Source organism: Rhodopirellula sp. J20-39 (genome assembly GCF_057365095.1).
In genome coordinates, this window is sequence record NZ_CP195123.1 from 1,736,814 (window position 1) to 1,757,913 (window position 21,100).

The 21,100-nt window shown below is 55.2% G+C and carries 17 protein-coding genes; 12 read left to right on the forward strand and 5 right to left on the reverse strand.

The annotated features are described in order from the left end of the window. Positions 1-223 precede the first annotated feature (223 nt). Together ACR3ZL_RS06225 and ACR3ZL_RS06230 are read right to left on the reverse strand one after the other, a co-directional pair. Positions 224-568, reverse strand: a complete 345-nt coding sequence (locus ACR3ZL_RS06225; RefSeq protein ID WP_473648752.1) for a rhodanese-like domain-containing protein — start codon at positions 566-568, stop codon at positions 224-226. A gap of 13 nt (positions 569-581) precedes the next feature. After that, entirely contained in the window at positions 582-1,550 is a 969-nt protein-coding gene (locus tag ACR3ZL_RS06230) for a carbon-nitrogen hydrolase family protein (protein ID WP_473648751.1), read from the reverse strand. 160 nt (positions 1,551-1,710) lie between these two features. Between ACR3ZL_RS06230 and sthA the strand changes: the two genes are divergently transcribed. Genes sthA through ACR3ZL_RS06245 form a run of 3 tightly spaced genes read left to right on the forward strand, consistent with a single transcriptional unit; the run spans position 1,711 to position 4,899 of the window. Beyond that, complete coding sequence (gene sthA / locus ACR3ZL_RS06235) at positions 1,711-3,126, forward strand: Si-specific NAD(P)(+) transhydrogenase (RefSeq protein ID WP_486173569.1); 1,416 nt, start codon at positions 1,711-1,713, stop codon at positions 3,124-3,126. Then, positions 3,123-3,470 (forward strand): YidH family protein, encoded by a 348-nt coding sequence (locus tag ACR3ZL_RS06240; RefSeq protein WP_473648750.1) that lies wholly within the window; start codon positions 3,123-3,125, stop codon positions 3,468-3,470. Before sthA ends, ACR3ZL_RS06240 begins: the two co-directional genes overlap by 4 nt. A 52-nt stretch (positions 3,471-3,522) precedes the next feature. Beyond that, positions 3,523-4,899 carry an alpha/beta hydrolase gene (locus tag ACR3ZL_RS06245; RefSeq protein ID WP_473648749.1) on the forward strand — a complete coding sequence of 459 codons (1,377 nt, stop codon included), beginning with the start codon at positions 3,523-3,525 and terminating at the stop codon, positions 4,897-4,899. Positions 4,900-4,944: 45 nt separating this feature from the next. Here ACR3ZL_RS06245 and hrpA read toward each other — a convergent pair whose 3' ends face one another. Further along, positions 4,945-8,913 carry an ATP-dependent RNA helicase HrpA gene (gene hrpA / locus ACR3ZL_RS06250; protein WP_486173570.1) on the reverse strand — a complete coding sequence of 1,323 codons (3,969 nt, stop codon included), beginning with the start codon at positions 8,911-8,913 and terminating at the stop codon, positions 4,945-4,947. A 100-nt stretch (positions 8,914-9,013) separates the two neighbouring features. Continuing rightward, positions 9,014-9,457: a PH domain-containing protein gene (locus ACR3ZL_RS06255; RefSeq protein WP_473648746.1), complete on the reverse strand. Its 444-nt coding sequence runs from the start codon at positions 9,455-9,457 to the stop codon at positions 9,014-9,016. A gap of 241 nt (positions 9,458-9,698) precedes the next feature. Here ACR3ZL_RS06255 and ACR3ZL_RS06260 point away from each other — a divergent pair, with 241 nt between their 5' ends. Next, positions 9,699-10,481, forward strand: coding sequence for an ATP-binding cassette domain-containing protein (locus ACR3ZL_RS06260; protein ID WP_473648745.1), 783 nt, complete (start codon positions 9,699-9,701; stop codon positions 10,479-10,481). Next, positions 10,478-12,910 (forward strand): ABC transporter permease subunit/CPBP intramembrane protease, encoded by a 2,433-nt coding sequence (locus ACR3ZL_RS06265; protein ID WP_473648744.1) that lies wholly within the window; start codon positions 10,478-10,480, stop codon positions 12,908-12,910. Before ACR3ZL_RS06260 ends, ACR3ZL_RS06265 begins: the two co-directional genes overlap by 4 nt. A gap of 47 nt (positions 12,911-12,957) precedes the next feature. Here the strand turns inward: ACR3ZL_RS06265 and ACR3ZL_RS06270 are convergent, their stop codons facing one another. Continuing rightward, the gene (locus ACR3ZL_RS06270; protein WP_473648743.1) at positions 12,958-13,842 is read right to left on the reverse strand and encodes a glycosyltransferase family 2 protein; all 885 of its coding nucleotides are present in this window, start codon (positions 13,840-13,842) and stop codon (positions 12,958-12,960) included. 735 nt (positions 13,843-14,577) lie between these two features. Between ACR3ZL_RS06270 and rplA the strand changes: the two genes are divergently transcribed. The 7 genes from rplA to ACR3ZL_RS06305 all read left to right on the forward strand — a co-directional run bounded on the left by rplA (position 14,578) and on the right by ACR3ZL_RS06305 (position 20,947). Then, positions 14,578-15,255 carry a 50S ribosomal protein L1 gene (gene rplA, locus ACR3ZL_RS06275; RefSeq protein ID WP_473648742.1) on the forward strand — a complete coding sequence of 226 codons (678 nt, stop codon included), beginning with the start codon at positions 14,578-14,580 and terminating at the stop codon, positions 15,253-15,255. Between the two features lie 5 nt (positions 15,256-15,260). Then, on the forward strand, positions 15,261-15,788 hold the full coding sequence (rplJ, locus tag ACR3ZL_RS06280; protein ID WP_473648741.1) for a 50S ribosomal protein L10: 528 nt from the start codon (positions 15,261-15,263) through the stop codon (positions 15,786-15,788). 89 nt (positions 15,789-15,877) lie between these two features. Then, positions 15,878-16,291 (forward strand): 50S ribosomal protein L7/L12, encoded by a 414-nt coding sequence (gene rplL / locus ACR3ZL_RS06285; protein ID WP_473648740.1) that lies wholly within the window; start codon positions 15,878-15,880, stop codon positions 16,289-16,291. A gap of 397 nt (positions 16,292-16,688) precedes the next feature. Continuing rightward, the gene (gene rpmE / locus ACR3ZL_RS06290; protein ID WP_473648739.1) at positions 16,689-16,937 is read left to right on the forward strand and encodes a 50S ribosomal protein L31; all 249 of its coding nucleotides are present in this window, start codon (positions 16,689-16,691) and stop codon (positions 16,935-16,937) included. Next, complete coding sequence (gene prfA / locus ACR3ZL_RS06295; protein WP_473648738.1) at positions 16,934-18,016, forward strand: peptide chain release factor 1; 1,083 nt, start codon at positions 16,934-16,936, stop codon at positions 18,014-18,016. Before rpmE ends, prfA begins: the two co-directional genes overlap by 4 nt. Continuing rightward, a complete protein-coding gene (gene prmC, locus ACR3ZL_RS06300) occupies positions 18,013-18,957 on the forward strand; it encodes a peptide chain release factor N(5)-glutamine methyltransferase (RefSeq protein WP_486173292.1) in 945 nt (314 codons plus the stop codon). Before prfA ends, prmC begins: the two co-directional genes overlap by 4 nt. A gap of 166 nt (positions 18,958-19,123) precedes the next feature. Next, positions 19,124-20,947, forward strand: a complete 1,824-nt coding sequence (locus ACR3ZL_RS06305; RefSeq protein WP_473648735.1) for a hypothetical protein — start codon at positions 19,124-19,126, stop codon at positions 20,945-20,947. The last annotated feature ends 153 nt before the right edge of the window (positions 20,948-21,100 follow it).

Genomic DNA, 21,100 nt, shown 5'->3' on the forward strand with positions numbered 1-21,100 from the left:
AGAACCACAAGTGGGGGAAGATAGCAAATCCCGTCGGACGACGGAACGTCGCTCTTGTTGAACAATCCAGCATCAAACTGGGATAACAGGGCAGACTCTGGGAAATCTAATCGACGACCAGTTGGCTTCGACCCGGCCAGAGTCAAATCCAGTTGGATCGAAGTTCAATCGGGAAGATGGCGGGGCATGCCGATCCCCCAATGAAATTGATGCCGTCGTCGGATTAGTACCTGGGAACGCTCGAATCGATTTCGAGAGACCAGGCGTCGATGCCGCCAGCCATGTTTTGGACGTTCGTGAATCCGGCATTTCGCATTGCGTGAGTGACTTGCAAGCTACGCCCGCCGTGGTGGCAATGGACCACGATATGGTCGTCTTTCTGCGATTCCAGCTCGCCAATGCGTTCACCTAGAACACTCATGGGGATCAACTTGGATCCAGCGATTCGCGTCGCGTCGTATTCGTCTTGTTCACGAACGTCCAACAATACGAACGGATCGCCGGATTGTTGCAATTGATGGACTGCGGCGACGGAAATTTCGATCGGGGGTGATTCAGGAGTGGTCATGCTTCGGATGGTCCTACGATTGTGGGGGATCGTTGCCTTCAACGGGCAGGATAATCGTCTGGTAGAAATCGGGTTGGCGATCGGCAAAGCGGTCAATCACGTGTTTGCCGGTGGTTCGTTCAATGCGTTTGTTGCGGGCATCCGCCAAGTTCACTTCGGCAAGCAAGACCGTCGCTTCCTGGCCAGCAGCCCTAGCCAGTTCGACGCCATCGGGGCCGCAAATGGAACTCAGGCCACAAAAATCGAAGCCGCGTTCGTGTCCGATCCGGTTGGCAGCCACGAAGAACAGGTGATTTTCCATGCTACGAGCCGGTGGCACAATTTCCGCCGTGCGGAACGCAGCGACCGGCCAGTTCGTGCCTAGTGCAATGATATCGGCTCTGGCAAGACCCAGGGCACGCATCGGTTCGGGGAACGAAATGTCGTAGCAGATCGCCATACCGACTCGAGCGGTTTCGCCATTTTTCAAACTCAACGGCCAAGACTGATAGGGAATCGTGCCGCGATCGACGAATTGGTCCACACCGAGATGCGGCAGGTGGACTTTCTGGTATCGACCGACGATTGCTTGGTTGGTTTGGTCGGTCGAGTATCCTGCGTCGAGTTGTTTGCCGTCGATTAGTAGTGCGGTATTGAACAGCGAGTCGCCTGCTTCGCTTGAACGTTCTTTCATCAGCAGGCCGACTGACAACGCCACGCCGGATGCTCGAGACGCTTCGGCGATTTGTTGAATCTCGGGTGAATCTTCCGTCAAAGCAACCTGTCGGGCTTCGTCTCGGCTCTCGAATGCGTATCCTGACAACATGCACTCGGGAAAGACGGCTAAATCAACACCCTGTTCACCAAGGGTTGCCAAGGTTTGAATGACGGTGTTGACGTTCGCCGCCGTGTTGGCGATTTGAATGTCGGTCTGGACGCTGGCGATCAACATCGTAAAACAAGCTGTGTGAGTTGGATCGAAACAGGAAGTTATCTGACTCATTCAAACAGATTCGACGCCATCGGAATACAACCCTTCGTCCCAAGGAAGCTTGAAATTGAGTTCAACCCACAACGAATCCGCCGGTGAATCCGGCACCGAGGCCACTGAATCCGGCTCCGCGAGCACGGGGGTTGCTTCAAGCTCGCCAGCGGCGTCATCGATCTCAACGGCGGCTCAACCGCGGCCACGTCAACCCAAGTACGACTACGATCTGTTTGTGATCGGAACCGGCCCAGGGGGCGAAGGTGCGGCCATGCAGGCGGCCAAGGGCGGAATGAAGGTCGGCGTTGCCGAACGCTATCGTCAAATTGGTGGCGGCTGCACGCACTGGGGCACCATCCCCAGCAAGGCATTGCGATACGCGGTGACCAGCACAATGAAATCGCTGAAGAATCCCGTCATGCGGGAACTCGGGTTTTCCATCGCTCCGACCATGGAACAACTCAATCGCGGCACGCAAACGATTATCGGTCGCCAAGTTTCGATGCGGCAATCGTTTTACGACCGCAACGGCGTCCCAATCCATCGCGGTCAATGCCGTTTCATCGACGAACATTCCGTCAGCATTGACCATGGCGAGCCAATCACGGCGGCTCATTTTGTCATTTCGACCGGATCACGCCCCTACCGTCCCGAAGGCGTCGACTTCAGTCACCCGCGAATTTTCGATAGCGACACGATTTTGTCGATGCCGGAAAAGCCAACCTCGATCACCGTATACGGCGCCGGCGTGATCGGAACTGAATACGCATCGATGTTCCGGAACCTGGGCATCAAGGTCAATCTGATCAACACTCGCAGCAAGTTGCTCGAGTTCTTGGATGACGAGATCATTGACGCGTTGTCGTATCATTTGCGTGATCAGGGCGTCATCATTCGTCACAACGAAACGATGGCCAAGATTGAGGGCACTGACGATGGCGTGATCTTGCACTTGAAGAGTGGCAAGATGCTCAAGACCGATGTTTTCTTGTGGGCTAACGGTCGCCAAGGAAACACCGACGATTTGGGACTTGATAACATTCCCGTGGAAGCGAATCGGCGTGGGCAAGTCGTCGTCGACGAGCATTTTCAAACATGTGTGCCCAACATTTATGCTGTTGGCGATGTGATCGGAATCCCATCACTTGCCAGTGCCGCGTACACGCAAGGTCGCTCGGCCGGCATGCACTTGCTGGGCCAGGCCGATGGCAATTTACGGCTCCATGACATCCCGACGGGGATCTACACGAGTCCGGAAATTAGCAGCGTTGGGAAGACAGAACGCGAATTGACGGATCAATGCGTGCCTTATGAAGTTGGCCAGGCACAATTCCGCTCGCTCGCCCGTGCTCAAATTACCGGCGAAACGACCGGTATGCTGAAGCTGCTTTTTCACCGCGAAACGAAAGAGATCTTGGGCGTGCATTGTTTCGGTGCGAACGCTTCGGAAATCGTTCACATTGGTCAGGCGATCATGAACCAGCCCGGTGAGCAAAATACGATCGAGTATTTCATTGAGACCACGTTCAATTACCCGACCATGGCGGAAGCCTACCGGGTCGCGGCGCTCAATGGGATCAACCGTCTGTTTTGAGCGATCCTGTCATGAACGCGGATGAGATAGGAAAGCCGGAATCGCCCGACTCCAGCGACGTTGCCGGCATGGCTAGCAGCGATGCGGCCAGTGCAGAGGTGCCCGATCGTCGAAACGAATTGGCACTGATCCGTACGGATCTCGCCAATGAACGAACGTTGTTAGCGTACGTTCGGACAAGTTTGATGATGGCGGGCACGGGTGGCACGCTGGTTAAGTTCTTCGGTGATTCGAAGGATTTGCTGGTGCTGGGGTTTGTCTTGATCGCCTGTGGGGCCGTGTTGTTTCTGGTCGGGCTGATTCGATACCGGGCTCAGTCGGCGAGAATCCGGCACGGCGGCTAGTGGCGAAAATCGCTTGGTTGCTTTTTGTCGCGTCGTCGCCGAAGATGCGGAGATGAACAATCCCCCCATTCGGCGACGCCGCAGCTTCTTTATGGTTCTCGTGTTTTGCATGGGGGCGACCCAGGCAATCCCTTCATTCTTGCGAGCCCAACCGCCGGCGGTCGATTTGCCGGCTGAACAGGTTCCGCAGGCTACCGAAGCGAGCCCCTTGCCTGTCGCGCCGGGCAACACCGATCTTTTAGTCGAATCTTCGCCGTTGATCGAAATCACGGTGCCCGCCAACGAAGGCCGGGTTCAGTGGGCGGAAGTCGCCGATTCGATTTCAACACAACTAACCCTTGATCGTGATTCGGTCGCCAGTTTGTTGCCTGCCGGGGAACTGAATCTGAACAGCCCGTTGGTTGGCCTGTTGTTGGTGGGAATCAACGCGGCATCGCAAGACAAAATCACCTTCGAGCGGATTCGGAATCCGGACGGAAGCCAAGCATTGCGCCTTCGTATTCGTCGGGATCAATTACAACAACTTGCTGCGCCGAAGAATGCACGGCAATGTGCCTTCGATGGTGATGCGGACTTAGCTCAACGAGCGGTAACGCATCCGATTGTCATTGGGCTGCATGGCTATCAAGGTAAAACGGGCACGTGGGATGGTTTCCGGCATCACATTAGGGGGCTCGGCTACCCGACCGCGACGGTTTGCTACGACTACGACCTGCCTATTGCTCAATCGGCCAAGCAGGTCGCCCAGTGTGTCAAAGCCGCGTTGGCGAACCAAGTTAGTGGCGATTACCGACTTGTTTTGGTCGGACATTCGATGGGTGGCTTGGTGGCTCGTGAGTGGACCGAAAATCCACAACTGCCTAATAAGTCAATTGCGGCGTTGATTACTTTGGGCTCGCCACATGGCGGTTCGAATTGGGCAACGATGCCGCCGATGGCTGAGTTGTTCACGGGCAATGATTTTGACGCTCAAGATTTGACGGCACTGCTATTGCACCAGCCCACCTCGGCGGGTTTGTTGGACCTGGTTCCCGGTTCGGATTTCTTGACTCAGCTCGCCGCACGTGATCGACGTTCGGATGTCGCCTACACCGCGATCGTTGGTACGGCTTGTCCTTTTGACGAAGATAACGTGGCGGCGATCCGAAGTTCGCTGCAAGCGTTGGATCAACAGGGCACGGTGGTGCGATTGATTCGTCCTCGAATTCAACCGTTATTGGAAAGTTTTGACGAGCTCACCCCGGGCAAGGGCGACGGTATGGTCGCTTGCACTTGTGCGATGATTCCCGATTGTGAAGACACCGTGATGTTGCCGGTGTCGCACTTGGAAATGGTGCGAGCACTAAGCGAAGCACCTGCCGGACAAGAAACCGCAACGACCGCAGTTTGGAAGACGATCGTGGAAAGGCTACAGCGACTTCATGAATGAGACGTCTCGAAGACGTGTGAAAAACCTAGTAGTTATCCTGGCTCGTTAGCGTTTCAGCAGCAGTTTTTCGCATCGTTGAGGTGACACCTTGATCGCCGTGCCCAATGGTTGAGCGAATTGGCTGACGCGAAGTTCTTCGATCATCCAGCGGAATTCGTCGTCGGCGTTGCTCTTGGCGTCTTGCTGTTCGGCGGGAAGGCCAGCCAGCCAACGATGCCAAAGCGATTCCATCAGCAAACGCGATTCTTCGTCCCGCTGGGCGGCGCCCGATCGAACCTTATCGAGTCGGTAACCGATCGCTTCGATGTAGCGAGGGAAATGCTTAAGCGATTCCCACGGTGTCCATGAAATGAAGCTGTCGGCGAACATCCATTCCAGTTGTCCCATGATGTCTCGCCGGGCCGCATCGGCACTTCCCTTGGCGGTGTCTTCCCACACAACTCGCATGGTGTGATACGACTCGGTCAGTTTGGTTAACCACACTGCTACCTCCTGAGTCGCTTCGCCGATTCGTCCGGGCGCGGCCTTGATTCGCTCGGCGAACTCTTCGTTAGTTCGCACGATCGGCTGCTTTTCCACGACGGCTAAACGAGCCAGTAGATCCGCGAGTGAGTTTTCCATCGATGCCGACGAAATCAGCGGCGATAACTTCAGCTTGGCTTCGGCGAGAGATGGCAGGTGACGCACCTGCGTACGCAGGTCTCGCCGGCAAGCGATCGCAAACAATCTTGTCAGCCCCATCCGGCTACTGGCGTCGGCAAGTTTTTCATCGGCGAACAGACGCGTTGAAACGGATTCGCCTTGGTCCACCAACGCCGGGTACTGAGCAACCTGTACCCCGCCGCGACGACGCACGACTTCGCGGGGTAGTTGTTCAATATCCCACTCCGTCATCCCGGTGCGATGCCAGTCGTCGGAGGATTCGTTGGATGACTCGGCTTGTTCGGGTTGCGAATCGATCGAACCGAGTGACTGTTTGATAGCATCCACACTGCGATCGGTCGCCAGCACTTTGCCAGAATCGTCGACCACGCGGACCAGAAATTTCCAGTGCGATTCCAGCTTGTCGACTTGGAAGTCATCGGGGCCGATGCGAGTTTCAGCGTGCCGGGTCAGTGATTGGCAAAGCGTGGATAAGAAAGGGGCTTGTCCGCGTTGAGCGACGATTTCTTCGGTGACGCGGTTGGCGACATCCACGGCCGGGACCAACAATCGCCGCAGACGTTTGGGCAGTGATTTGATCATCGCCACGACCTTGGGTTGAAGTTGTCCCGGCACCAACCATTCCAACGCATCGTCACTAACCTGGGGCAACGCCGCTGGGTGGATGGTTAGGTGAATGCCATCGTCTTCGGTTCCTGGACGAAAGTGATACTCGAGCGGCAGACGCGTGGCACCGGCCGCCAGTTCATCGGGGAAAGCGTCTTGTTCGATCGCCGCAGCGGTTGTTTCGAGTAAATCCTCTGGGCGCAGGTACGGTGTGGTTTCATCCAGTAAAATGTCCGTTGGCGGATCGGCCAACCAAGCGGCTAGCCCCACATCGTCGCGAAGCAGTTTGGTCCAGTCAGGCAACTCGCATCGTCGGTCGAACTTTTCCAGTCTCGCTCGATCGCAAGCCGATTCGGGCAATCGTGATTGGTAGAACCCTAGCAGGGTGTAGTCGTCCACAACGAGGTCGCGGCGGCGTGTTTTTGCGGCCAGTTTTTCGATCGCTTGCAACAACTCCCGGTTGTGACGGACAAACTTAGCCGTCGTCGGAAGTTCGCCGTCGACCAGACCGTGTTGAATCAGCAAGCTGCGAGCCTCGCCGGGATCGATCGGTGGCAACGGTACCCGGCGGCGAACCACAACCGGCAACCCGGAAAGCGAGCGACGTTGGTAGCAAAACGCGCCACCTGACTTCCGGCTCCAGTGTGCGTCACTGAACGAAGATTTCAACATGTGCTCGCCGACCGCTTCGATCCAGCCAGGTTGGATTCTGGCAACCGTTCGAGCGTATTGTTTGGCTGTTTCAACCAGTTCGGCGGCAACGATCCATTTCGGTTTCGCTTCAAAAATTCCGCTGCCCGGCCATAGAAACAGTTTCAGTCCACCGGCACCGGTGTATTCGTTTTTATCGCCAGCCATGGCCACGCCCGATAGCAAGCCGGTGAGCAACGCTTGGTGAATCAGTGCGTACTTGTCGTCATCGACAATGTTGGGGACCTCGTTCTTCTTTGCCGGTGTGGGCTCGGCGTATCGAATGGGGCCGATGCGGTTTTTCCGTGGACCTTCACCGCGGCCACGCTTGCCACCCTTGGGTGCCGAAACCATGTCGCGAAGTTGTCGATACACGTCCGACCATTCACGCATTCGCGTGGGCGACAAGAAGTTTTGGCGCATCACTCGGGTCAGCTTGCCGCGGCCGTACTTGGTACTCATCTCCTCATAGAACTTCCACAATCGCAATTGCGATAGGAAGTCGCTTTGCGGATCGGCAAAGGCAGAGTGCGCCTCGTCGGCCGCTTGTCGTTTTTCCGGTGGCCGATCGCGAGGGTCGGGAATTTCCATTGCCGCTGCGATGGGCAGCACTTCCGGCAAGACACCTAGTTCCATTCCTGCAATCAGGATACGGCCCACTCGCGGGTCGACAGGCATTCTTCCCAGTTGCCAACCGATATCGGTCAGCTCGCCGTCGTCGTCGATTGCGCCCAGTTCCGCCAGCGTGCGCATGCCTTCGCGAATGGCTTCCGGTCGAGGCGGGTCGATTAGCGGGAAGTCTTCAATTTTGCCAAGCTGCAAGGTCTTGCTTTGCAGCACTACGCTGGCCAGGTTCGTACGTCGGATTTCCGGTGTCGTGAACGCATCACGGCTTTCGAAATCTTCCAGGTCATAAAGGCGAACAGCGATGCCGGGACCGACCCGGCCGCATCGACCGCTGCGTTGGTTCGCACTCGCTTGGCTAACCGATTCGATCGGCAGACGCTGTAGCTTGCTGCGTACGTTGTAGCGACTGATCCGGGCGGTGCCTGAATCAATTACGTAGCGAATGCCCGGGACGGTCAGCGACGATTCGGCGACATTGGTCGCAAAGATAATGCGTTGCTTGCCACCGGTGGGGTGGAAGATCGCAGTTTGTTGCGATTGAGGCAATCTCGCATAAAGCGGCAGCAATTCGACTCGGTTGCTAAGCCCGGATCGCTTGAAGTGGCCCGCGACCTGGTGCGAAACTTCGCGAATGTCTCGTTCCGTCGGTAGGAACACCAGCGTGTCACCGGTGCCGTCGCGTCGCAATCGCTCGATGGCGGCGATCACATGCATGGACAGGTCGTAACCTCGCGTGCCCGCGGAATCGACATCGTCCCACGGCAAGTAACGCAGTTCGACTGGATAACCGCGGCCTTCGACCTTCAAAATCGGTGCGGGAATCACTTCGTCTGAACCGCTTACCGGCTTGCCGAAATGCTCGGCGAAGCGATCCGCATCAATCGTCGCCGACGTGATGATGACCCTCAGTTCCGGCCGCCGGTCCATGATCCGACGTAGCAACCCCAGTAGGAAATCGATGTTCAGCGATCGCTCGTGAGCCTCGTCGATGATGATCGCGTCGTAAGCCTTCAAGTCCGGATCGGAGCCCGTTTCGGCCAGCAGGATCCCATCGGTCATCAGCTTGATCAGAGTACCGTCGCTGGTTTGATCACCGAAGCGAACCTTGTAGCCAATTTCCTGGCCCAGCACGGTTTCCGTTTCTTCCGCCAAACGTGTTGCGATCGATCGTGCCGCCAATCGCCGCGGCTGGGTGTGGCCGATCATGCCTTCTCGCCCGAGTCCAGCCTCGATGCACATTTTGGGTAGCTGCGTGCTTTTGCCGCTGCCTGTTTCGCCGCAAACGATGATCGCTTGGTGTTCCTGAAGCAACGCCACGATCTCATCGCGGTGATCGCTGATCGGCAGTTCGGCTGGGAACTCGATCTTTGGGTTCGCTACCGCTTTGGCCGGCAATGGTTTGGGGGCCGAGGTCAGTGCGGGGCTAATGGGTTTTTGAGACAAAACGGTTTCAATGGAAAAGTGCGTCGGTGGAAACGCCGATTGATTCAGTCGCGGCGTCGAGTGATCGGGCTAAGGCCTGACTGCGTTACGACTTGATTGCGGGGCATCTTTGATGGAGTTGCTTGATAAAGCCATCTCGGTCGGCTGGCGACAGGATGTGTTTTTTCGTTGACGTTTGGATGACGATCCGTCGTAGCGAAAGAGCGGGGCCGCTCAGCCAGGTTCGCGACTTTTCAACTGCGGAAATTGATTCGTACGGGATCTGGTAACAGATCACACCACATCGAACCGACACGGCGTCTTCGAGCAGTGTGTAGCGGCACGGCAGCGTGAAGATCGCAGTCGCGAACCCTGTTAACGCGGCGACCCCGAACAGCGTCCACGCATCGCCTGGACGGCCCATTGCGACCAGACCAACGCCCAATGCAATTGCGGCGACGATGGGGAACCCCAGCAGGAATGCGAGCCAGCGGTCAATCGCGGACGGAAAGTTTAGTCGGGGCAGCGGAGCAGATTGGGCAGGATTCATACGCTCATCATAACGTTGCGTCCAACCCCGACCAGCGGCACGGCGGTGGGTTTGCCGCCGCGTTTGGGGCCGCTGGAACTTTTGTTCAATTGGCCGGCAATTCGCTCGACAGCAGATTCGCGGCGATGCATTTCCTAAAATCGTCACAACCGAATCCGGTATGGGACGGTTCGGCGAGGCGGTCTAAATACCGGCAAGGGAAATCTTCCGCCAGCGCCATTCGCGGCTTACCGTTCTCATTATGATCCATGTTCAACATCTGACTAAAACGTACGAAGACCTGCGTCGTGGGCGGTTCCGCGCCGTCGATCAGGTCTCTTTCACAGTCCAGCCTGGCGAAATCTTTGGGTTGCTTGGACCCAACGGTGCCGGCAAGACGACGGTCCTGCGGATTTTGTCGACGGTGCTGCGTCCGACATCCGGCATCGCCACCATCGACGGTTACGATGTCACCCACGAGCCCGCTGAGGTTCGTCGCCGCATCGGATTTGTCAGTAACAACACCGCGATCTACGACCGGATGACGGCGTGGGAAATGGTCGAGTACTTCGGCAAGCTGCACGGTATGCAAAGCGATTGCTTGAAGACGCGGCTCGAAAAACTCTTCGAGCAGCTTCGCATGAACGAGTTTCGCGACGTTCCCGGCGGCAAAATGTCGACGGGGATGCGTCAGAAAGTCTCCATCGCACGTGCTCTGGTTCACGACCCGCCCGTTTTGGTGTTCGACGAAGCAACGCTAGGACTTGACGTCTTGGTTGCGCGGAACTTGTTGGAAGTTATTCGCGAATTGCGCGCCGCCGGCAAGTGCCTGATCTTTTCGACCCACATCATGAGCGAAGTCGAACGGCTTTGTGACCGGATCGCAATCATGCACCAGGGGCGGATTCTGGATTCTGGAACATTGCAGGAGCTGACATCGCGGCACTGCGAAGACAATTTTGAAGAACTCTTTTTCAGTCTTTTAAGCGATCACGAGAACGAGCATCACACGCTTGAAGACGGTCGCATGGAGGTGACACAGTGAGCGAATCATCTAAGCAGAAACGTCGTGCCGCTCAACGTGCCGGGCGACCGCGTTTGGCCGCGATCGGGTTGATCTATGCGCGGGAAATGCGAGATCAGTTACGAGACCGGCGGACGCTGTTCACTATCGCCGTCCTGCCGATGTTGCTCTACCCGCTGGTCGGGATGCTGTTGCTGCAAATCGCACAATTCACGCGTCAGCACACGATCTCGGTTTGCGTTGTCGGGCTTGAACACGTCTCGGGCGAGTCGACTGATGTGGCAAGGCAAATCGGTGTCGAACCTTTGCTTGTGCCCGCCACCGTTGATGGCGCGGAAGCTGAGATGGGCAAGGCCAGCGATATGTCCGCCGGCGACAAACGTGCCGACGCCAAGAAACGCCGTGTGTTGGGCAAGATTCATGATGGCTCGGCGAACGACTATCAATTTTCAAGCAGCCTTTGGGAAACCGAATCCAATATCGACGTGTTCGCCTATCGAGCCGACGATCTTGGCAGTCCCGAAAGCCTTAGCGAGCAGTCGCAACGCTGGGTCCGGGATCAGGTTTTTGATTGCGTGGTCTGCGTGACCAAGCCGCTGGGCTATGACTCTGTTACAAACACGCAAAGCGCTGGCGATGCGGACAGCGACGCTGCCGCCGTCGGTCTGTATTACAACGTGGCATCCGACCAATCGATGGTCGCCAAGGACCGCGTGACTTCAATCTTGAATCGTTGGCGTGGAACTTGGGTGCGAAGCCGGTTGTCAGATGCTGGTGTGAATCTATCGCTACTTGATCCATTCAAAATCAACGATGTCGATATCGCCCCCGAACGCACGCGAGAGGCAGCGTTCTGGAGCAAGTTGTTGCCCTTTATCATGTTGGTTTGGGCGATGACCGGTGCGTTTTATCCCGCGATCGACTTGGTCGCTGGTGAGAAAGAACGTGGGACCTTGGAAACGCTTCTGTGCAGTCCCGCGTTGCGCGGTGAAATTGTCTGGGGGAAGCTTGGTGCCGTCATGACGTTCAGTATGATGACCGCGATCCTGAATGCCAGTTCGATGTTGGTGACCAGCACCTTCGTCTTCAATCAAATTGGCATCGGTCCCGGTGGTGCGTCGATGGGATCACCACCGATCGTGCCCATGTTATGGCTGCTTGTCGCACTTGTGCCGCTGTCCGCATTGTTCAGTGCACTCGCATTAGCCGTTGCTGCGATGGCTCGCAGTAGCAAAGAAGGTCAGTACTACCTGATGCCGTTGATGATGGTCACGCTACCGCTCGTGTTGCTACCAATGTTGCCTGGGACGACTTTGAACCTGGGGACCAGCTTGATTCCGGTTACGGGGATGTTCCTGTTAGTTCGTAGTTTGGTGGAGGGTCACCACTTCGAAGCGTTGACCTACCTGCCGTCCGTCCTGTTGGTGACTTTTGGCTGTCTGTTCCTTGCGACACGTTGGGCTCGACGGCAATTCGAATCCGAAGCGGTGCTGTTCGGCGATGGTGATCAGTGGGAACTTGGTGCATGGATGCGTCACCTTTGGCGTGACCGACAGCGTGCTGCCACGCCTTCGATTGCTTACGGTTGCGGTGCCATCATCCTGGTCGCATTGTTCTTTGGGAAATTGGCTGTTACCGAGATGCCGGATACCTTTTCCGGTATTGCGATGCTGATTTTCGTCCCGCAAATCGGGCTGATTCTGGCTCCGACATTGTTGATGGCGACGATGATGACGACATCGCTAAAAACCAGTCTCCGGCTCACTAATTGTCCTTGGCGAACTTGGTCGCTTGTTGCCGTGTTGGCGGTGATGCTACATCCGCTTTACCTGCAACTCGCGTCGCTGGTTAGCCACATGTATCCTCTTAGCCCACAAGCACTCGAGGCTATGCGGCCCTTCGGCGAACAAGTCGGTGCGGCACCATGGGTATCCGTGTTGTTGTTGATGGCAGCCTTGCCTGCAATTTGCGAAGAACTTGCCTTCCGAGGTTTTATCTTCGGCGGTTTGGTACGCAATAACAGTCCGGTTCGAGCGGTTTTGGTGACAGCGATCATGTTCGGTCTGTCGCACGGCGTGCTTCAGCAATCAATCTCAGCTTCGTTCATGGGCGTGCTGTTAGGCTGGATCGCGTTGCGAACCGGAAGCGTCCTACCCGGGATTCTGATTCACTTTGGTAACAACGCCTTGTCGGTATCGCTCAATCGAATCGCCGAACTGGATCTACCGTTGTTGAAGAATCTGCTGTCGATCGACCCGGCAAGCGGCGGCCCTCAATACCACTGGATCTGGACCGGTTGTGCCCTGTTTGTTTCGGCTGCCTGTATAGTCGGCATCTACCGCACAACGGACGCGTTGGATACCTGCGACAGCAACGACGCGATGGCCGATCGACTCGTTTCCGGTAAGTCGGTACTCGATCCGTCGCTGAAACGTCTGGCTACCAACTAGATGAGTCGCCCTCGCGGCGACTGGCTGGAATAGCTTCGACCGAGTGCCTACGCCGGAGTGATCTTCTTGGCTAGTTTCTCGGGAAGTCGGCCTTGTTGGCGAACCGTTTCGAGTGCGTCGTCCAAGACTTGGTTGTAATACTTCAACCGAGTCTCGGCGTGGTCGAGTGACCCGCCAAAGGATCGATCTAGATCCAAGTAAATCAGCGGCACAGGCACCTCCATCACGGACAAGCCTGCAGCGGCAGCCTGCACCCACAATTCCAATGGCATCGCATAGCCATCGTCGGTGATTTGCATCGCCGAAAGTGCACTGGCTCGATACGCTTTGAATCCACAAAAAGCGTCCGTCAAGGAAAAGCCAAGTCGCTCATTAATGTCAGCGGTGATCCGTCGATTGATGAACATCCTTTCTTGAGGAGGCTCACTGTCGCCGTCGTACTTCTTCAAATAGCGGCTGCCTGAGATGATATCCGCCGACTTTGCCGCCTCAATGAAACGCGGGATTCGGTGCGGCTGATGCTGACCATCGCAATCCAGCGTCACCACACCTGCGAAGTTGTGCTCAAGGGTGTAGGCAAACGCGGACTGAAGAGCCGCTCCATAGCCACGGTTCTTGCCATGGTGGATCACCGCGATCCGATTTGGGTCGGCGGCCTGTCGTGAGCGAAGCTTTTCAGTCGTCCCATCGCTGCTACCGTCATCGATTACCAGGATGCGGTTCGCGTGAATCAGTACCTGATCCAAAACCTCGTCAACGTACGCAACCTCGTTGTAGACCGGCAGTGCAACGAGCCATTGTGATGCGTGATCGCGGGCAGCGCCTTCGAGAGAGCAGCACGTTACTTCAGAACACTGTTCCTCGTTCTGCGGCGATTGCCCTTCCGGCGGAAGTGACTTGGAGCATTCTTCGGATTTAAAGTCGTCAGTCATCAAAAACCACAAACAATTGTGAACTACAAAACTGCCAGTCAGGCAGGCCAGCGATATCGGCTATTGGAATGTTAGAAGCAATGCAAGGTTCGTGCCGTTCCGCCAAAGGTCCTTCTCGACGCGGAGGCCTTCCCTTGGCGGCTGTCGGTTAAAGTTCAGCGTCGCCTCGCCTCGTTTGGGCGTCGCGCCTCCATCTCAGCTTAGCAATACCAAAAAAACGAGAGTTTTCCTCCAAACCGTAGCGATCATTCCACAAAACGAGCCGATAACCTCAAGCTGCGAACTGTATGGGAATGTCGGTCCTCTGTCCGAGCCCGCATCTGGTTCCGGGAATCGTCGTCCTTCGCCGGTCATCGTTGCGGATACCGGAACTCGCGTGGTTTTCCAATGGCTGGCGAAATTACTCGGAACCTGCTGGCCATAATCTGTCGGAAGCTGACAGTGCAGACTGTTCGTTCCTCATGCAGTTCCGGCTCTAAGCCGATCAGGCGAATCGCTCTTATTAAATACCGAACCAAGAAACACTCAAATCTTTTAGAAAACGCTGGAAACGACGTGACTTGCGGTTGACGCCGTCAGGACACTTCGCCAAACTCCCCCGCTTGAATTGTCCACGGCCTCGCCCCACAAGGTGCCGCTGGACGCAAACACAGTGGGAGACCATGCCGCCGAGGCGTTTGCTTCGGGACCGAGTGTGGGTCGCCAAACCACCCGACAACACGAGTCGTGACCAATATGGGAAAGAAATCAAAGCGGTATCGCTCCGCTCTCGCTAAGCAACCACAGGAACTTCAGCCGCTCAATCAAGCGGTTGAAACCCTGAAGACCTACGACGCAACCAAGTTCGACCAAACCGTCGAAGTTCACATGCGTTTGGGCGTTGACCCGAACCAAGCGGATCAGATCATCCGTGGTTCGTTGGTTCTGCCACACGGTATCGGTAAGACACAACGCGTTGTTGTCTTCGCCAAGGGCGATCAAGCCAAGGCAGCCGAAGAAGCCGGTGCAGACGAAGTTGGTCAAGAAGATCTGGCCAAGAAAATCAAAGACGGTTTCACTGACTTCGATGTCTGTATCGCCGCTCCCGACATGATGGGACTTGTTGGTCCTCTTGGCCGAGTTCTCGGTCCACGTGGTCTGATGCCTAGCCCACGTGCTGGAACTGTGACCGCGGATGTCGGCAAAGTCGTTGGTGAGTACAAGGCCGGTAAGGTCGAGTTCCGTAACGATAAAGGCGGCAACGTGCACGCCATGGTCGGCAAGATGAGCTTCGAGCCACAAAAGCTGGAAGACAACATCAAGGCGTTCGTCGATTTCGTCGCCGGCATGAAGCCCCAGTCGATTAAGGGCACTTACATCAAAGGCGTTGCCATCTGTGCAACGATGACCCCTAGCGTCCGAGTTGCCACCTAAGAATCATGAGTAAATACGTTAAAGAATTGGTCACTCGTGACCTACAGCGTCGTCTCGATGGTGTCTCTGATGCGGTGACTGTCACCTGCACCGGAATGGACGCTAACACGACCAATGAACTTCGCGGTGAGTTGAATTCCAAGAACATCCAAATGTTGGTTGTCAAGAATTCCCTCGCTCGTCGTGCCACCGAAGGTTCTTCGTTGGCACCCGCTTTCGAAGGCACTAACGGCCAAGTGGCTGTGATTTGGGGAGCTGAAGACTTTGTCTCGCTTGTCAAAGAAGTGGTGCGTCTCGATAAGGATTCCGAAAAGTACGATAAGTTCGTTGCTGTCGGCGGCGTCATGGACGGCGAGGCACTCGACGATGCTGGCGTCAAGGCGATCAGCAAATGGCCAAGCCGCGAAGAACAAATTTCGATGCTGGTTGGCCAAATGCTTGGTCCAGGTGCCAGCCTCAATGCAGCATTGCTCGGCCCCGGTCGCATGCTCAATAGCCAAATCAAACAGAAGGGCGAAGGCGACGACGAGTAATCGTCACGCATTCGTTTCCTGTTCTCCCCGTTTCCAGATTCCAATCCAAGATTTCCGAATCACCTTTTTCGTTTTTGAGGTAGTTTGACATGTCCGAAGAAGCAACTGCAACTGTTGAATACAGCGCTGAAGCAAAAGAACTCGGCGATAAGATCGCCAACATGACCCTGAAGCAAGCCAAAGAATTGAGCGATTACCTCAAGGATGAGCATGGCATCGAGCCAGCCGCCGGTGGTGGCGCTGTTGTAATGGCTGGCGGAGCCGGTGGCGAAGCCGCTGCCGAAGTCGAAAAGACCGAATTCGATGTCGTCTTGACCGCCTTCGGCGACAAGAAGTTGAACGTCGTTAAGGTTGTTAAGAACATCACTGGTGCTTCCTTGATGGAAGCCAAGAAGATGGTCGAAGGCTGCCCAGCTACCTTGAAGGAAGCTGCTTCCAAGGAAGACGCCGAAAAGATCAAAGCCGAAGTCGAAGAAGCTGGTGGATCCGTCGAACTCAAGTAGTTCGAGGGTTTGCTCTCTTCCTGAATCCATGCAATTCCATTCGCTGTGCCTCGTGCGAGCGGGTAGTTTGCGGTAGCGTTGGCCATCGGTCGCGCTTCGATGATTGCGGTGATCTCGGAAACACACCAGGAATGCTTGCTGATCGTTCGATTGGCAAGCATTTTTGTTGCGCCGCTAATGGAGCTTGTCGTAACACTATGGTTACGTTCTAGCTCGATGACCAAATGGCGGAACTGCTCGCACGGCTGCAATGTGCAGTCATGCCGAACGACCTCCTGTATCTAGTCGACAAATAGATGCCTGCCTTGGGTTAGCCCTTGAACCTTCGGGTGTTGGTAGCGTACTATTTGCGATTCGATTTCCAATCTGTTAAAAGCCCTGTATTGCGTAAGCGGCCATGAAAGACGGTATCCACCCTAACTACCAAGAAGCCACAGTCACCTGTGGTTGCGGAAGCACATTCGAAACCCGTGCGACACGATCAGAGCTCAAGATCGATATTTGCAGCGAATGTCATCCGTTCTACACCGGCAAGTTGAAGTACGTTGACACTGCTGGACGTATCGACAAGTTCCAAAAGAAGTTTGCTGCTGGCACCTATGGCTCGCTTGCAAAGCCTAAGAAGGCCAAGAAAGCCGCCAAATGAGCGGTTCCATCCGCGACATTCTCGACGAAAAACTCGCGCGTTTTGAAAAGTTAGAAGCTGACATGTCTGATCCAGACGTGTTGGCTGATGGTGCTCGCATGAGTGCAACAGCACGCGAGCACGGTGGCCTTGCTAAGGTTGCCGGACGCTATCGCGAGTTCATGCGACTTTCCGATGAAATCCGCCAGTGTAAAGAAATGGTGGAAATGGCCGATGACGCTGAAGAGCGTGAGATGGCTGAATTGGAAATGAAAACGCTTCGCGAACAGCGTGAGTCCATTTGGGAAGAGCTACTATCGCTGACCGTTGGTGGCGAAGACTCGCACCGTACTCGATGCGTGATGGAAATCCGCGCCGGGACCGGTGGCGACGAAGCAGCATTGTTTGCTCGTGACCTGTTCGAAATGTATCGCCGTCACGCCGAGCAAGTTGGCTGGAAGACGGAGATCATGGAAGCGAGCGCGACCGAGATGGGCGGTTTCAAGGAAGTTACCATCACGCTCGAAGGCGAGCATGTTTTCCGTGACTTGCAATATGAGTCTGGTGGGCACCGCGTCCAGCGTGTTCCGGAAACGGAAACGCAAGGTCGTGTGCACACTTCCGCCGCGACCGTGGCAGTGATGCCAGAACCGGAAGACGTCGAAATTGATCTGAAGCCGGACGATTATCGGAAAGACTTTTTCGGTGCCTCGGGGCCTGGTGGCCAGCACGTTAACAAAACAGACTCGGCCGTACGTTTGACGCACCATGAATCGGGAATCGTCGTCCAGTGTCAGGATGAAAAGAGTCAGCACAAGAACCTGGCCAAGGCGTTGCGTGTGTTGAAAGCTCGGCTTTATGAAAAGAAGCGAGAAGAGGAGGCGGCTAAACAAGCTGCTGAACGGAAAGGGTTGATTGGCTCGGGCGACCGAAGTCAACGAATCCGGACCTACAACTTCCCGCAGAATCGTTTGACTGATCACCGGATCAACTTGACGATCTATAAGCTGGATCAAATCATCGCTGGCGAGCTTTCTCCGGTTACCGAAGCCCTTATCAACTACGATCGCGATCAACTTCGCGGTGATATGATCGAATGACATCCGCTGGAACAAACGACGGTGCTTCCACAACCGGTAGCACCGAGCCATGGACGGTACTGCGGTTGCTCGAGTGGACGACGAACTTCTTCAAGAGTAAGGGCAGTGACTCCGCTCGGTTGGACGCAGAAGTCTTGCTCGCACATGCTCGGGATTGCCAACGCATCCAGCTCTATACCTCGTTCTCCGAGGTCCCCAGTGATGAACAGCGGATCGCGTTTCGGGAGCTGGTGCGCCGGCGAGGCGATGGGGTTCCGGTCGCGCAGTTAGTTGGGTTCAAAGAGTTTTATTCGGTTCCGATTCGCGTCGATGAAAACGTGCTGGTGCCACGCCCGGAAACGGAGCACCTTGTTGTTGGTGCGCTTGATGAGCTCAAACGCATCCAAGGTAGCATCGCCGATCGCCCGTTGCGTCTACTAGATGTCGGCACCGGAAGCGGGGCTATCGTGATTGCGATCGCCAAGAATGCATCACTCCCAGCGGGGGCGCTCGGTTTAGAGATCACTGCGGTTGACATTAGCTTGCCTGCCCTGGACATAGCGAAGTGGAATGTCGAGAAGCATAAGCTGACCGAGCAAATCACGTTGCTTCAAAGCGATCTCTTTGACTCTCTTGATAGTGATGCTCGATACGACATCATCGTCACGAACCCGCCCTACATTAGCCAGACGGAATACGACGAGCTCCCGCCAACCGTCAAAGATCACGAGCCACAAAGCGCCTTGTTGTCTGGCCCCACGGGAACCGAAACAATCGAGCGAATCCTGAACGGTTCACCAGCCCATCTGCACCCAGGTGGACGTCTAATGATCGAGCTCAGCCCAATGATCGCCCAAGCATGCGAAAAGCTCGCCCAAGCCACCGGTCACTACAGCGAGATCGAACTCATCAAAGACCTAGCCGGCCACCAAAGAATTCTGTCGGTTAAACTGTCTGGATAGTGGCTGGGGTCTCGGCGACACGGGATGCTTGCTGCTTTGAGTTGATGTGCGACATGACGAAAGTCGCCGGTCTGGCACTCATCTAAGAGGGATGTCCGTGTGTGAAAACGGTTCGGATTTTGACGTTGCGAGATATCCTACGCCACCTTTTATAGGTGTTTTATCTTTGTTGGCCAGCATCGTTAGCCTTGCGGTGTGGTTAATTCCAGAAGCTAAAATTGCGGAATTACTCGCTCGCGGATCGGGTGATTCGTCACTGTTAATCGCGCAAGCCCTCTCATCTCTCGCCCTCACAGGGTTGTTCGTTTCGCTTACTGTGTTTCTTGTCAGCTTAGTCGCAGGCAGGCGTATCGAGCGGATCTTGTTCCTGTGGGCAGGACGCCTTAACGGTTTCCAGCGCCGTTCAATGGGACGCGAGATGCTCGCGTTTCTAATTGCGGCGTTCGGTATCGTTTTATTGTTCGATTGGCAGTCGTTGATTTGGGGGCATTTCGAGTCTGATGACTATGGACTGTTGGTTGACAATCGCACGATGCAATTGGGTGAATTGATTTATGCAGTCAACAATGATCACATCTATCCGCTAGGCAGGATTCTATTTCGAGTGTTTGTTAGCACGTTTGGGGCCAGCCCGTTTGCATTCAATGTGGCTGCTGTTTGCTCTTTCGTGTTGCTTGTGTGGTCGGGAACGCTATTCCTTCGTGAAGCAGGAGTAACGCTGATAGGTATCGTGTTCTTTTCCGCATTGATTGTCGGCTGGACGATGTGGGGGCAGCTTACCTCTGGCGAGTACATACTTCTTTTTCATGAAGGATTTATGACGGCAGCCTTGATGGTGGGTTGGGCCACCATGCGTTGGCGTGCAACGGGTGCGGTAAGGTACTGTTGGCTAACAGGCGGGCTCATCCTGGTTTCATGTTTCACTAATATGGCTGGGGCGTGGGTTGCCTGTGCAGCAATCGTGTTTTGGTTTGCGGAATACATCAGTCAGCGGCCAAGGTTCAGTCTTCTTGATTGTGTGCGGTCTCAGTGGCCGCAATTGCTTGGGATTGCGGTGCCGGTATTCGCTGCGATTTGTTTCTATGTGTACGCTTATCAAGACCCAGATGGGCCGACATTTCTTTCGTCCGCCGGTGAGCGGTTAGGGGTCGGCTCGTATGTCGTTCAGTGCGGCTATCTCATTGGGGCATCGATCTTGTCGATACCTATCGCCATTCCCCATCATCTGAATGACTTCCATTTAATGGAGGTTTCAGTAGTTCTCGTTTTGTTGGCTTACTTCGGTGCGGTGTTGTCGGCCTTGGTTGTCTCCAGAGAACTTGTTTTCAGGGCAAGGCTAATGGCAGTCAATCTTGTCTTGCTTGGGGTCGTGTTGATGGTGGCTTTAGGGCGTCCGATGAGCGGAATGGATTATGTGATCCCGACTAAGTATTTGTTCATGCCATTTACGATTGTCTGTGTTTGTTTGGCGATGGTTGTAGACCGCCAGATACGCCGTATGAAGCCGAAGAATGTTCCACAAGCTTGGAAGGCGGTTGCCGTTTGTGTCTTATTGATGTGGGTGTCACACGGAACCGCAAGTGCATTGGGAGCTAAGGGGGTTCCGTTCTTCGAGACAACTCGTGGTGGAGAGATGAGGGAGCACCGGCGTGAAGCCAGTGCGTTGGCGGAGGTCAGGCGGATTCTCTTTCAACCACTCGACCAGTCTGGGACGGGGCGGATGAGGATCGCGGACGTGCCGGGCGACGTCTTGTGCAATCACTATCCCGCTCTGCGTTTTCCATGGGAGTATGAACCGCCGATGTCAGAGATGATCGATGTCTTAACTGAGCATCCACAGAAGTACGAGTTTGTAGATGTGGCCGTTTCCGATCTGCTTGTTCCGGTTCCATCTTCGCAGGTTACCGAGTTAGTTAGTCCGGAGTTTCGAGAATTGCTAAGCAGCAGTTCTGAAGCGAGAGAGTTGTATCTTAAGCGTGACGCGAAATAGGGTTGGCGAAGGGGATGGAATCGTAGGCTTGGATGTTCAAGCAGGGATCACACTGTTTAGAACAATCACCCTATTTACACGCTCAAGTTGAACCCTAGGGAGGTGCGAAGGCAAGCTTAACGGTTTGGTCGAATCGGTGGTCAACGCAACTTC

Coding starts and splice junctions, on each gene's coding strand:
- rplJ (WP_473648741.1), top strand. CDS start 15,261: ATGAGTAAATACGTTAAAGAATTGGTCACTCGTGACCTACAGCGTCGT.
- ACR3ZL_RS06230 (WP_473648751.1), bottom strand. CDS start 1,550: ATGAGTCAGATAACTTCCTGTTTCGATCCAACTCACACAGCTTGTTTT.
- rplA (WP_473648742.1), top strand. CDS start 14,578: ATGGGAAAGAAATCAAAGCGGTATCGCTCCGCTCTCGCTAAGCAACCA.
- prfA (WP_473648738.1), top strand. CDS start 16,934: ATGAGCGGTTCCATCCGCGACATTCTCGACGAAAAACTCGCGCGTTTT.
- rplL (WP_473648740.1), top strand. CDS start 15,878: ATGTCCGAAGAAGCAACTGCAACTGTTGAATACAGCGCTGAAGCAAAA.
- ACR3ZL_RS06270 (WP_473648743.1), bottom strand. CDS start 13,842: ATGACTGACGACTTTAAATCCGAAGAATGCTCCAAGTCACTTCCGCCG.
- ACR3ZL_RS06245 (WP_473648749.1), top strand. CDS start 3,523: ATGAACAATCCCCCCATTCGGCGACGCCGCAGCTTCTTTATGGTTCTC.
- rpmE (WP_473648739.1), top strand. CDS start 16,689: ATGAAAGACGGTATCCACCCTAACTACCAAGAAGCCACAGTCACCTGT.
- prmC (WP_486173292.1), top strand. CDS start 18,013: ATGACATCCGCTGGAACAAACGACGGTGCTTCCACAACCGGTAGCACC.
- ACR3ZL_RS06225 (WP_473648752.1), bottom strand. CDS start 568: ATGACCACTCCTGAATCACCCCCGATCGAAATTTCCGTCGCCGCAGTC.
- ACR3ZL_RS06255 (WP_473648746.1), bottom strand. CDS start 9,457: ATGAATCCTGCCCAATCTGCTCCGCTGCCCCGACTAAACTTTCCGTCC.
- ACR3ZL_RS06260 (WP_473648745.1), top strand. CDS start 9,699: ATGATCCATGTTCAACATCTGACTAAAACGTACGAAGACCTGCGTCGT.